Source organism: Polaribacter sp. 2405UD43-2 (assembly GCF_058147125.1).
The window spans coordinates 39,565-53,419 of record NZ_JBYVJX010000002.1 but is presented as its reverse complement, the minus strand read 5'-3'; the positions used below and the strand labels follow the sequence as shown (position 1 = coordinate 53,419).

The 13,855-nt window shown below is 27.6% G+C and carries 11 protein-coding genes; 5 read left to right on the top strand and 6 right to left on the bottom strand.

Annotated features, from left to right (window positions below; translation table 11 throughout):
• The first annotated feature begins 10 nt into the window (after positions 1-10).
• A complete protein-coding gene (locus tag ACY2RX_RS03480; RefSeq protein WP_490102578.1) occupies positions 11-472 on the top strand; it encodes a helix-turn-helix domain-containing protein in 462 nt (153 codons plus the stop codon).
• Here ACY2RX_RS03480 and ACY2RX_RS03475 read toward each other — a convergent pair.
• From ACY2RX_RS03475 to ACY2RX_RS03460, 4 genes are read right to left on the bottom strand one after another with little or no spacing between them, the layout of a single operon-like run.
• Complete coding sequence (locus ACY2RX_RS03475; protein WP_490102577.1) at positions 447-3,506, bottom strand: type IV secretory system conjugative DNA transfer family protein; 3,060 nt, start codon at positions 3,504-3,506, stop codon at positions 447-449. The two genes, ACY2RX_RS03480 and ACY2RX_RS03475, sit on opposite strands and share 26 nt — an antisense overlap.
• Before the next feature lie 4 nt (positions 3,507-3,510).
• The gene (locus ACY2RX_RS03470) at positions 3,511-4,095 is read right to left on the bottom strand and encodes a hypothetical protein (RefSeq protein ID WP_490102576.1); all 585 of its coding nucleotides are present in this window, start codon (positions 4,093-4,095) and stop codon (positions 3,511-3,513) included.
• A gap of 21 nt (positions 4,096-4,116) precedes the next feature.
• Positions 4,117-5,025, bottom strand: a complete 909-nt coding sequence (locus tag ACY2RX_RS03465; RefSeq protein ID WP_490102575.1) for an alanyl-tRNA editing protein — start codon at positions 5,023-5,025, stop codon at positions 4,117-4,119.
• Entirely contained in the window at positions 5,022-5,996 is a 975-nt protein-coding gene (locus tag ACY2RX_RS03460) for a TauD/TfdA family dioxygenase (protein WP_490102574.1), read from the bottom strand. Before ACY2RX_RS03460 ends, ACY2RX_RS03465 begins: the two co-directional genes overlap by 4 nt.
• A 122-nt stretch (positions 5,997-6,118) precedes the next feature.
• Between ACY2RX_RS03460 and ACY2RX_RS03455 the strand changes: the two genes are divergently transcribed.
• Both ACY2RX_RS03455 and ACY2RX_RS03450 read left to right on the top strand, forming a co-directional pair.
• Positions 6,119-8,137, top strand: coding sequence for a tetratricopeptide repeat-containing sensor histidine kinase (locus ACY2RX_RS03455; RefSeq protein ID WP_490102573.1), 2,019 nt, complete (start codon positions 6,119-6,121; stop codon positions 8,135-8,137).
• A complete protein-coding gene (locus tag ACY2RX_RS03450) occupies positions 8,134-8,805 on the top strand; it encodes a response regulator transcription factor (RefSeq protein WP_490102572.1) in 672 nt (223 codons plus the stop codon). The genes ACY2RX_RS03455 and ACY2RX_RS03450 overlap by 4 nt, the downstream gene beginning before the upstream one ends.
• Positions 8,806-8,846: 41 nt before the next feature.
• Here ACY2RX_RS03450 and ACY2RX_RS03445 read toward each other — a convergent pair whose 3' ends face one another.
• Positions 8,847-8,972 (bottom strand): hypothetical protein, encoded by a 126-nt coding sequence (locus ACY2RX_RS03445; RefSeq protein ID WP_490102571.1) that lies wholly within the window; start codon positions 8,970-8,972, stop codon positions 8,847-8,849.
• A gap of 257 nt (positions 8,973-9,229) precedes the next feature.
• Between ACY2RX_RS03445 and ACY2RX_RS03440 the strand changes: the two genes are divergently transcribed.
• On the top strand, positions 9,230-12,982 hold the full coding sequence (locus ACY2RX_RS03440; RefSeq protein ID WP_490102570.1) for an NACHT domain-containing protein: 3,753 nt from the start codon (positions 9,230-9,232) through the stop codon (positions 12,980-12,982).
• A gap of 12 nt (positions 12,983-12,994) precedes the next feature.
• Here the strand turns inward: ACY2RX_RS03440 and ACY2RX_RS03435 are convergent, their stop codons facing one another.
• Entirely contained in the window at positions 12,995-13,414 is a 420-nt protein-coding gene (locus tag ACY2RX_RS03435; RefSeq protein WP_490102569.1) for a prepilin-type N-terminal cleavage/methylation domain-containing protein, read from the bottom strand.
• Between the two features lie 87 nt (positions 13,415-13,501).
• Here ACY2RX_RS03435 and ACY2RX_RS03430 point away from each other — a divergent pair, with 87 nt between their 5' ends.
• Positions 13,502-13,855, top strand: coding sequence for a hypothetical protein (locus ACY2RX_RS03430; RefSeq protein WP_490102568.1), 354 nt, complete (start codon positions 13,502-13,504; stop codon positions 13,853-13,855).

Sequence of the window (13,855 nt, the reverse complement as noted above, 5' to 3'; positions counted from 1 at the left end):
CTTATACTCAATGATACCCAAATGCAGTTTTACCCTTAAAGCTAAAATACCTGAAAAAACCACACCAAAAATAAAACCTAAAACTTTAGGAGAGTATATAAAGAGGGAAAGACAACAAAGAAATCTTTCACAAGCCACAGCAGCAAAATTCTTTGGAGTAAATGGTATGTGCTTATCCAGTTGGGAGATAAACAAAAAAACAATTCATCCAAAATATTTAGAACCTATAATTGAGTTTTTAGGTTTCACACCAAAGCTAACATCCAACTTTGATAAACTCGGAACTCGAACAAAGTTATGGAGAAAACAACATTCGGTTTCAATGGATGATTTTTTATCAATGATAAATATTCCAAAAGAAGAAATCCTAAAAATAGAACAAGCAAGGTATTGTAAAATTGATAAAAAAGTGACTTTAAAAATCAATTCATTTTTGAAAAGTAACACTACTTTTTCCGTAACGCATCCATAATAATATTGGTAATAGATTTTTGCTTATTCATATCACTATGATCTGTTTTATAATTTACTTTCACACGATAGCCACGGACACGTTTCTCTTTAACAATAGAAGTTGGAGTTAGTGCATCCAAGTATAAAGATAATTCTTTGGAAGGGAAAAAATGGATTTTGGAATGCAACTTTTTTGGAATAACTTTTAAGGTCTGTTCTTTAATATTTTGGAGATGTTTTTCATCATCAGAAATCATATAAACCAGAGAATAATTACTATCTATACATTTCTGAATATTCTGAACTTCATACTCAACAGTATTGGTTACTGAAATTTCAATAGCAATGCGAATCTCGTCTTTTAATAACCCAACATCAACACGACCACCATTTTTAGACTTTTCTTCAAGGGTTGCTTTAAAACCACGTTGTACTGCCATAGTACGAACAAAATATTGCAATGAGCGATGTTTACGAAGTATTTCCTGTTCATCAGCTTGCTGGAGATAAACTTCCTTTTGTTTTTCAAAATTAGTGAATACCTTTTTCTCTTTCTTTGGAATTAGCTTCTTCTCTTCTTTTACAATTTTAGGAAGAGTTTTTATCGTATTATCTATTTTATCATCAGATGATTCTTCTAAGATTTTATTAGAAATAGGTTCTTCTTTTACTTTGGAGGCTTTTGGTTTAGGTAGTAAACTATCTAACAAGGTTTTTATTTCAGAACGATTCTTGGTGTATTTGTTTCGTGTATTTTGAATGATAAAATCTTTAACTTCAGAATTTATTTGATTTGATAATTTTGATGTAGAGAGGCTAAAATCATTTAAACTACTTCCAACACGCATAATCACTTCTCCTGTTCCTAAACTTTGTAAATCATTATTTTCAAAGAAAGAAAAACCAATTTCTAATTTACGTGCATCATTATCTCCCAATCTAAAACAGATTCGTGTAAATGGGTTTGAAATCACAGAATTCAATACTTTTTGTTCTTCAATTTGGGCGAGTTCTTGGTGTGCTAAAACAAGCCCAACTCCATACTTACGAACTCCAGACAGCATTGCTGTTATCGAAGGTGTTATAAAATTCTGAAATTCATCCATATAAATATAAAACGGATGTCTTTTTTCTTTAGAAATTTGTTGTCTTGATAGTGCTACTTGATTGAATTTAGAAATAAATAAAGAACCTAATAAATACGAGTTGTCTTCTCCGATAAGTCCTTGTGAGAGTTTCAATAAAACGATTTTCTTATCATCAATACACTCTTTAAAATCAATACCTTTTTTTTGAGCCAGCATATATCTAATAATCTTGGGGCGTAAAAAAGTATCAATTCTTGTTAATAAAGGAGCAATACCTTTTTTAACAAGCGGATATTCATTTTTCCAGTAATAATGAATGGAATTATCATGAATTTTTTCTAAATAAGCATTCCTAAATTTCTCTTCTATTAAAAAACGTTTGAGTTCTATCAATGTTCCACCACAATTACTTTCTAAAAAAGCATTGATGGCATTGGATAATACAGCAGTCATATTATCTCCCCAAGCTGTAGCGTGACGTTTGAATGCGGAAACTAAATCGGAACTGAGAACTATTTTTTCTGCATCATTACTAGCTTGTAGTAGATTAAATCCGATAGGAAATTCATTGTCTGAAGGATCAATAACAACCACATCTTTTTTTCGATGATTTGGAATTCGAAGTAAAACATCTTCACAGATATCGCCATGAGGATCAAACAATGCAATTCCATTTCCTTTTTCAATATCATCCAATACCATATTGGCAATTAATGTCGATTTTCCAACCCCAGTGGCACCGACAATATGAATATGTTTGAGACGTTGTTCTTTAGTTAAATGAACCGAATATTCTTCTTGTTGATACGAATTAATGCCTATAAAACAACCACGAGTATCTTGTAAAACCATTTGAGGTGCTTTTTTCGTCTTTTTATCATTAAAACCTAATTTAGAAGATACAACACTTTCGTTAGGATAATGAACCAATGATACTAATTCATCCGTATTTAATAGCATTCCTAATCTGTTGGTTTGCCGATAAAACAGATTTTCTATATGGTGTTGATATTTATATCCTTCATTAGATAATGGAATTAATCGATTAAACTCAGATTTTGAAAAAGTAGAAATAGTTCGGATTATTTCTGAAGCCAAATATTGGGTACGTTCCTTGAACAATGATTGCGCAGCCAAACGTACCACAACTGCAAACAAAGGCTTAGAAACCTTATTTTTAGCCAACTGAAGCATTTCTGGTGCATCCAGAAAGAATGAATTTCCACTAGAATCAGAAACAGCATTAATCATACTTTTCGACCAAGGGTTTATAACTCCCTTGAATAATATCTGATAGACAATAACATCTCCTTGTTGTAAGTTTTCAAGTGTTGCAAAAATACTTGTAAAAGTATCAATACTAAAGTTTTGGGGAGTATGAATGGAACGCATAGATTCTTCTTCCAAACCGAAATCACAAACTGCGATATCATCATAACCATTAAAAGGGAGATCTAATGCATTTACTTCTTTAAATAAAATGGATGAAAAATAGGCTTTACAATGTGAGGTTATTCGCATTTTATCCTTTTCACTGCAAACAATCTGAATGGTAATCTTTTCAAAAGTACCAATAATTTCAAAAGAAATAGAATTTTCAGAATAGCCAAGCATATTCAACAATTCGACAAACAATGTTTTATCAATATATGGATGTTTTGGAAAAGAAATTTCCAAACCAACCAATATAGGTTTTGAGAGTACTTCTTTTGGTAAAAAAGGTTTCTCTATTTCTTTTTTTTCTTCTTGAACCTTGGGTGTAAAAAGTGCTGTTAAATTTTTAAAATAGGAAGGTGCTCTCCCGTCATCATACTCTTGTGGATAGGATTTTAAATGTTGATGATGAGAAAAATGGGTATAGGGTGGTTCTATATCCACACAAAAAGGGAAGTGGTAATAACCACGTCCCTTATAATCAAATTCATAAAAATTAATTGTTGCTTGTTCTGCTAATGATAGCTTCATCCCATTATCGTTTGAAGATATCTTGTAGTGTAGGCTTTCGTTTTTGTTTTGACAAGATTCTTATTCCTTGTGATTTTGAAATATCATCAACTACTTTTAATACAGCAGCTTGTGCATAACTCATAAACATAGAGGCTGTATCTATTTTATAATAGGTTACTGGATATAATTTTCTTGCTAACCATTCTCCAACAAACGGAATCTTTGAAATAATAAGTTGACTTATTGAGTTTTTATACAACAACCACCAAGAGATAAAAAAACCTTTCCCAAATGGTGCTGCACAAATATCGTATTGATATTCTTTCCAAGTAGCTCTTAAATAACTTCTTCTTGATGAAAATGCATTGCCTTCTTTTAAAGAAACTTGTTCAATTTCAATACGTTTAACACCTTGGTTTTGCAATTCTTCTTTAAGTAGTTTGTAAAACTCCTGTGTTGAAAAATTGAAATTATCAATAAGTGTATTCCATTTTGAATGATGGCTTTTTAGTGTAGCACTAAAAAAAGATTTTAAAATTAGGAATGCTACTAATCCTTGGAGAAAGTATATTCCGTAGCGTGTTAGATAAAATAAAAATTCGTTCATATTGTTAAATTTTTAGACGATTTATATTAATTTAGTTTTGATTAGCAACCTTTTTTCTCTTTGATTATATAAGCAGTCTATTTTAATTTCAGGTAATTGAGATAAAGAGTTAACATGTGTACCTCCACAAGGTATAATCACAGGTTTATGATTTATTATAACTTTAAAATTTCGTTTTGACCCTAATTGAATATCGTTTCCATACATAATTACTTTTGAGTCTTTATTATTTTTTATAACTTCATTTAAACTGCTTGTTATTTCATCAGAAAATTGTTTAAAATCAACTTTTTTAAATTTTTCTAAATCGAATCCTTTTTTTGATAAGCTTTTCCCAAGCCTATATTCATCTGTAGAATATTGAGAATAAATTTTTGACTTTTGTATGGCTAAATAATCAAAATTTGGCTGACCTAAATCATCTCTATTATCAATGTTTTTTTTCCAAAATTCTGATAATTTCTTATTGAGAATTAATGACATTAAATGAACTGCTGTATGAGTTTTAGAAAGATTATCTCTAAATTTCACATTTACATATAACTCACACTCAAGGTCTATTACTGAATTCTCATTTAATGAAGTTAAACCTTCAGTAATAAAGTGCCCAATTAGAGCAATATATTCACCCATTTCAAGACCATTATAAAAAGCACCTTTACTCTTTGGGAATATCCTTTTTTTTGTATTTGAATCTATAATTATAATGTGAGAATCTTCTACGCTATAATTAATACCCTCAATAACTAGGGTTCCTTTATCTCCAGGTTGATCTCCACCTAAATAGTCTTCGGGATGGAAAGGACTTTTGTCAGTACATATATAAAAACCTTCAGGGAATGAAAAAGTTGCTTTTATTTTGGCTTTTGAATACGTTGAACTCTCATAATGCAATGCAAAGCTAGATTCTATGTTTTGTGATATTTTCATAAATTAATTATATAAGGATTATTATTATTTACAAATTCCCATTTTACTTTAGATTTTAGAGTGACAACTCTTTGAAGCCAACGATCATATCCATCAAATTTTGGAGTAAATAATGACCTGCCATGTACAGATTTATTATTATCAATAATTAATAAATCACCAGGCTTAAGGGCTATTTTTACAGCATTTTCAGTAATCAATAATTTTAACTCTTTAAATGCATCTTCTGCTTTTTTGGTTAAAAATCTAGAAGTATATAATGGATCATATCTAAAAGTGAGAGTATCACTAAACTCCAAGATTGGCACTTTAACTTCTTTTTTAACACCATATGCTTCATCTGAAGAAATTATATAATTAGGCTTTAGTAGTTGCTTTAGTGTATCAGGGCTTAATTTATAGATATCTATTTTAGAAATTAGTGTATAAGCTTCTGGAGTACCTCTCAAGCAAAACAATAATATGTGGTTACATCTAAGATTATGAAATGCGTCTTCAGTATGCCAATCCAAATAAACCCTACCTGTGCCCAATTGTTTATTTTTATCTTCTATTCTTGGAAAGAGATTTTGTATTATTTTCCCTTCTCTTTGAGAAAAATAGCCATAAGGATAGCCTATCAAATTAGCCATAGACATTAGAATAAGTTCACTATAAGAAGTTATTTTTAAATCTAGATCACCTGTAGGTCCAAGATGTTGATCTAGTAATAAATTTTCAATTAAAAAGGCGCCTATAGTATTAGATTTGCTACCAAAATTCACAACAGATTTTGTTAACTCGTTAGGAAGAATATCTTTAAGTAAATCACTTTTCCTTGCGATGTTAAAATATTCTTGTTGATTGAATTTTTTTTTAGCTTTACTAGAAATTTTATTTTTAATTAATTTCTTTTCATCTAAAGACAATCTATAAAAAGACTCAAATTGTTGCAACTTAATTTTATCATGATACTCTCTTAGATCCCTCATTATTTTAATGATATATAGTTGTCAGTAAAATTATATTTAAAGCTTCGTGGGGTCAATAAGGATTTTCCCTTAATTTTATTAGAAGCAAATTATTTCAAAATAATTTCAATTACTTTTATTTTATGAAAAACTGGTTTTTATTTTCAATATTGAGTTTTACATTAAATTGTTACAGCTTTGAAACTGTTTACAATAATGAAAAACTATATATTTTAATAAATAAAGCAAAACAGTTAGAGAAAAATAAAAATTTTGAAAACGCCTTAGAAGTATACAACGAATCCTTGAAAATTGCTTCAAACCAGAATTTGATTTATGATGCCAGCTATATTTATAGAAAAATAGGATTAATTTATTACAAGCAGAAAAAGTATGAGGATTCAAAAATCCACTTTAAAAAAAGTATTTTAAGAGATTCAACATCTAAAAATGCAGCAGACTCTTATTTTAATCTTGGGTTAATTTATAGAAAAGAAAAAGAGAAAGACAGTCTATTTTGGGCTTTAAGTAATTCATTAAATATTTATAAGAATTTAGATGATAGTGCAGATAAATTTTCTACTTATTTAAAAGCAGGAATTCTATTTAAACAAGCGGGGCAGTTTAATTCAGCAATAAATTATTTATTATTAGCTTATGATGGGTTTTCAAAACATAAAAATCAATCAAAAAAAGCAAGTGTTTGTTATACAATTGGTGAGACACAAAGGCTACTTGGGAATCTAGAAATCGCTAGAAAATATTTGACTGAAAGCCTTGATATTAGAAAACAACTCTCTGATACATTAAAGACATCATTCGCTTATAATAATCTTGCGAACTTATATAAGAGTGAAAAGAACTATGATTCAGCAATAAAAAATTATAGTGACGCAATAAAAATCCAAAATGGTTTAAAAAAGAAAAAAGAGATTGGCAAAATGCTTAATAATTTGGCTACAGTTTATTTTTTAACTGATAAATACGAATTAGCCTTAAAAACATATAAAAAAGCTCTTATAGAGAAAAAAATGGAGCGAGATACTTTATCGATAGCCTATACTTATAATGAATTGGCATTGTTGGCAATAAAAAACAATACATATAAAAAAGCGAAATCATATTTAGATTCTACAAAATTATACTTATTAACTATCTCCAAAAAAGAGGTTTGGTTACGTTATTATGAGGTTCAATCTATATATTATAAAAGCACACATAACTATAATATGGCTTATGATTTTAAGGAAAAACAATATCAATTATATAAAGAATTGTTTAACGAAAAGCAATCTAAAACCGTACAAACACTTCAAGAAAAATTTGAGAGCCTATTAAAATTGCAAGAAATTTCAGATCTACAAACTAAAAATGAACAAAAAAAGTCCATTATAATAATTCAAAAACAAATCTTAAAGAATAAAAACTTATTACTCTCACTTTTTGGTTTACTAATTCTAATTTTTATAGGTATTTACTTTTTTATAAAGCAAAATCAAAAAGAAAAATTGCAAAAATTGGAAAATAAAAAATTAGAAGAAATCCTTGAAAGTCAAGAGTTAGTTAAAAATCATATTAGTAAAGATCTACATGATATTATTACCACTTCCTACGATGGTATTAGACTAAAAATTTTAGCTTTAGAAAAAGATGAAAACCCTAAAGAAATTCGAAAAATAATCATTAATGATATTAAAAACATCAATCATGAAATTAGGTTAATTTCACATCGTTTATCACCACTTGGAAATAAAATAAAGGAGGCGTCTCTAAATGATATTATCATTTCTCAATTATCAGAATTCCAACATTACGGACAAATTTTTGTTGCTATACAATTACCACTACCTGAAACATTAAACCAAATGACATTGGAAGCACAAACTAATTTTTATGGGATCTTACTAGAAATATTAAATAATATTGAAAAACATTCTAAGGCAACAGAAGTTCAAATTGAACACCGCATTAAAGATAATAAAACGTTATTATTTGAATTTTGTGACAATGGTATTGGATTTAAAAATGGACAAGATAAAGGAATAGGACTGATGAATATTAAACAACGTACCAAATTACTTGGTGGAGATTTTTTTATAAGAGATACAGAAAACGGAACATCTATTAGCATCAATTTTCCAATCAAACAAAACTTAAGATGAAAAATAAACTCAATATTCTATTAGTTGAAGATTCTGTTTCTTTTGCACAAGGAATGAAGTTACTTCTTTTACAACATCCTAAAATAGAAAAGGTATTGCATACAATAAATTATGAAGCCACATTGGATGTATTAAAAATAAATAGTGTAGATATTATAATTTTAGATTTAAATTTTGAAACCAAACAATTTGATGGTTTTATGATTGCAAAAAAAGTAAAACAGCAATATCCCGCTATTAAAATTATGATTTTAACCCAGCACACTAGAAAACACCATTACAATCGGCTTTTAAACGAATGTAATATAGATGCTTATCTTGATAAACAGTTGGGGATAGAAGAAACGTATGCCGCCATTGAAACGGTTATGAAGGGACAACATTATATAGATAAAAATATTTCTGAAATGTTAGACATTGAACACTGGATGCAGGCTTCTATGAGAGAACAAGAAGTTATTATGCATTTAATGAAAGGACTTACTCAAAAAGAAATTGCAGACAAACTTTTTATATCTCCTAAAACGGTTGAAGTTCATATAAGAAATTTATTTCATAAGTTTAACGTTAAGAACACAACCGAATTGGTAAGTAAATACATTAGATACAAAAATGCAAATAGAGAAAATATAGATGAAAGTACATCACCTTTTAAATCTTTGGAATAAAAAAGCAGCGATATAATTATATCGCTGCTTGAAAGAACAAACTAGTTGTTTGGTTCTAATTCATCTTCTTCACCTGCCCCTTCAGATGGAGGAGGGTCAGCTGCAAAATAATGAATTTGCTCAACATCTTTTACTTTATCATTACTGATTGAGTCAGATGTTTTCATTCCAATAGCCAAAGCTAGCAAAATGAAAGGAAAGAACTGTATCATGTTTAAACGTTCTTGCCTCGATCGAGCTTAGTCTTACAATCGCCAGAAGACTAAGGGTTTATATGGACGATTTCCTTGTACAGAGGATGTTACTTTTTGTAACACAAGTCAAATATCAGGGGGGATTGTAGTTTTTTAAATATTACAACCTAAAAAGACCTAAAGATTCCTATTCTGTCTTTTTTAGGTTTGAACCATAAAAAATAAGTTATATGAAAGAAAATCCTATTATAGTTACATATAAAAAAGCTAAGGAAGAAGGAGCTTTAGTTTATTTTAAAGATTTACAAAGGGCGCAGATTATGAATTGCCTTTTAGATTTTTTAAACAATCAAGAACTTAAGGAAAAGGAACAATCTCTTATCATTAATTATTTCCCTAGCCTAAAAACTATAAATGAAATTAAAACGAATTGCAAGCCAGCTGATTTTAGACCAATAGTCAATTTTTTAAAAGAAGGAACAAGTCCAAATAGACATGGGATATTTCCTTTAACAAAATTATTATTAGAGTTTGATATTTCTAAGGCTAAAAATTCAATTGAATTTATTCTACAAAAATTTGGAACCACAACTTCAAGTATAGATTTAATTAAGCATTTGAGAGAATTCTATTTAAATGATTCTAATTTCAACAGCATCAAAGTAAATGGCGATATTGATAATAAATTAGGTGTTTTATCAATGGACGAATATTACATCCAACTTTCTTACACCTCTTATGAAGACATTTATAGACGAGATAGTTTATTAAAACTTGAAAAAGAGTATGCGCATTCTAAAGTTTACAAAAGTAAAATAAATAGTAGAAATTTATCAAAAGATTATATTTCTGAGAGTATTCTTACCAATAATAAAATAATCGTTAGTGGAAACCCTGGAGTAGGAAAATCTACCTACGCTAAATGGTTATGCTACAAGTGGGCAAAAGATACTATTAGTATTAAAAATGTAAAACTTCTAATTTATATTCAATTAAGAGATGTCAATTATAATAAAGAAGATTTTATTTTAAGTTACATCAATCATCAATATTTTTCTGCTTTAGAAAGTGAATTGACCTCGTTGCAAAATTTAAATGATTTTCAACTAATACTAGATGGTTTTGATGAATTATCATTTGAAAACAGAATAAAACTCTCATCACAAATAAAAAACTATAATTATATCGTTTTGTCAAGACCTTATGGATTAATTAATCACGAATTAAACTACGATGTTTCTTTGCAAATAGACGGTTTTAATGATGTCTGTACTGAACAATATTTAGATGCTGTTCTTAACAATCAACAAAAAAAGAAAAAACTACTTGGATTAATTGATAAGAACAGAGTTTTAAAGGATCACTCTAGCAACCCTTTAATGTTGTCTTATATTACATTAATATATCTAACTAGTAAGTCGATTGAAAAAGATTTGTCTTCGATTAAATCGATATATGATTTACAAGAAAAAGTATACGGTTGGATTTTGGATTATTCTTTTAAAAAAGGGAATATCAAGCCTGAACTATTTCAAAAATCAAGTAAATTAATTGAGGAATTTGCTTACCAAATGCAAATAAATAAACAATTTGTTTATTCTGGCAGGTTAGATGATAAACATTCTTGCACAGTTGAAATTTTATCGTCAATAGGTTTAGGAAATCAAAAAAGAAGTTTTAAAGATTCATTTTTATGGCAGTTTAGTTTTCATACCATTACGTTTCAAGAATTTTTGTCTGCTCGTTATTTAAAAGATCAAAAATTAAATGTCGAAGCAATCGTTTATCTAGTTACCGATTCATTTTTCTGGAATTTATGTATTATGTTAGTTGGAATGCTGTCTAATAATAATTCAAATTTTCAAAAGCAAAACAAACATTCAAATTTATTAATAAAGATCTTAAAGTTCTTATATCAATTTTATTCTAAACAGCAACATCAATATTACGGATATGCGTATTATATGCTTTTGGCAGAATGTAATAAAGATTCCATAGCAAAAATTATTCAAGAAAAAGACTTAAAATTAATGATAGACTTTTATAAAAGGGTCTACTTTGATAATTTTTGGAATACCATAATCTACGAATCTATTAATAAAATTATTTATAAATCATCATATCAAATTCAAGCTAAATACATTAGTCAATTAAATATTGAGATAACAAAAATTTTATCGATCCATAAAGAAAGAATTGATCTTGAACAGAATTTCTATTATTTATCAGATCTTATAAAACTTGGAAGAGCTTATGATGAAGACTCTATTTTAAAATCACTCATTCCTGTTTTAATTAGTTTTAATGACAAAATAAATTTATTGAGTGATGAGGCGCTATCTTTAAAATATGAAAATATTGAAAGCACTAATGATCAAGGATTAATTAATGATTTTGAGACTTTAAATGATGATGAAGCTTGGGCTAGAAGCAATTTATTATCATTTTTTAATGATTTAGAGTTTTTCTCTTCAAAAGGCTTACTCCATTATAAAGATGAGATTACTACTATATATAAAGAAGAAGTGATTTCTGTGTCTATATTAAAAAATCTACTTGTAAAAATAACTCCTGTACCTAGTTTAAATCAAATTGAAGAACAATATAATGAAATAGTTAGATTTAAAGAGAACAATAATATAGTCGGAAATGAGGAAATACAAGATTTATATTTTAGTTTAACACTAGAATTAGCTGAAAATCTTTTTATTCTAATAAATGATGCATTAATTTTTTCAAATAGAGATTTAGAGCAAATTAATCTATACCTAAAATTTCTTGTTAATGATGTCATAAGTACTGAACATTATGAATGTATTAATGATTTCTATTTAGGTCATTTAATAGATATATTAATTGAAAACCTTACCATAATAAATAGTTCAAAGCTTTACGATTTACTTTTTAGTTTAGTTAAGAGGTTTGATGCCATAATTTTTAATAGAATACCTAATCAAACTATTTTCAATAAGTATCTTTTTGCTATTTTTAATGAAGTAAATAAAACTTTAGATTTAGCTTTAATAAACGAATTGATAGTTGTATTAAAATCTTCTCCAAATGCAAGACTTTATTTTTTTAATTATAGAAAATCGCTATTCCAAGTATTCAATTTATTAGTAGAAAAGAATAAAATTTTATTAGAAAACAAAAATTTAAAAGTTGAAAATTATAATGAAGTAATCTCTATTTTAATAGAGATTACAGAAATATTTGAAAAGAATTATGATAAAAAATATTTTCTCGAACAAATAGAATTGAATAATCTTTCTTCTCTATATCAATTTGAAGATGGAATTATACTACAATCGGTAGCAACTAATTTTATTTTTTATGAAGATAAATATTGGGAATTATTCAAATTATTTTATGAAGATAAAGGTTGGAACATTCATACAGTTCTACCATTTGTGGCTAACGAAGAATTGTTTTTATTTAAATCGAATCATATTCAAATAGTGACTATTTTTATTAATTTATTTGAAAATAAAGCTAATTTTTCTAAAAAGGTACTTTCAGATGAAGGAGGAAATGTCTTAGTTTTTATTAGCAACATTTTAAAATGTTTAAAGCATTTTGAGGATATTGAAGTAAAACATAAAGCATTAAAATTAGTTGAAAAGCTTTTAGGAAATAAAAATATTTTAAATTTTTGTGATTATAAAGTTATTGATTTAACCCCTGTTGATTATTTATTAGCTTATATCCTCTTTGATTTTTACAATCCTAAATATAAGAATTTCTTAATAAAATTAGATATAAACACTAAATTAAGCAAAGAAACAGGGGCAAAAATAAAGTTAATGGACAGCTTAATTGAGTTTGCTGAAAACAAAAATTATGGTATTGAAATTCAAGAAATAGAAAAGTTTAAGCCAGTTTTAGGAAATCCTTTTTATCAAGAATTGATGAATTTAATAAATCAAAGGTTAATTAATAAAAATATTTTTGATGTTCAGTATTTTCAAGTGCTAATAAACTAATGCTAATAATCATCAATCCTTAACAACTTCCTTCAAATTTTTATTTTGGTCAATTTCCCAAACATTAAAAACCCCATCACCATCAAAATCGGTTACAGCAATGGCTTTTGCTTTAAAAGAATTGTTGGTGGCTTGTGTAATTTCATATTCATAATTGGCACTTCCTCCATTTTTTACTGTTTTTTCCGATAAAAAATCAATTTCATTAAAATCATTCGAATATTTAGAGTACATAAAAAAATGATTTCGCTGTAATCCGTATAAATGCACCAAATGATTTTGAGCCTCCAAGGATTTTGTTCTAGAGATTATTGGCATTAGGTTTGGCAAAGCAATCAAAATTAAAATTCCAATAATTACCAATACCACCAATAATTCCTGCATATTAAAAGCAGGTGTTTTTTTATTAAGAAATGTGTTTTTTGTTTTCATAAAGCAATCAAAAATTTCTTTCTTTCAAAAGTATTAAAATAATAATAAATTAGTACATTTAACCTTGAAAAAAATCCTTTAGAGAAAATGAAAAAGAAATTCCTAATATTCGCTTTATTACCTCTGTTATTTTGTTGTGAAGCCATTTTTACAGAAAATATCTCTGACCAAAGCTTAGTTCTATTAGCTCCTTCAAATAATTCTGAAATGACTAAAGGTGCTATTCAATTCAATTGGCAAGAAATTCCAGATGCTACCAAGTATATAATTCAAATTGCTACACCTAGCTTTAGTTCTGCCAGTCAGATTGTTTTAGATTCGGTTACCACCAAAACTATTGTTACAAAAAGTTTAGAAAAAGGCGGTTATGAGTGGAGAGTAAAAGCCATCAATTCAGAATATTCAACTAACTATACAACTCATAGTTTTAAAGTAAACTAA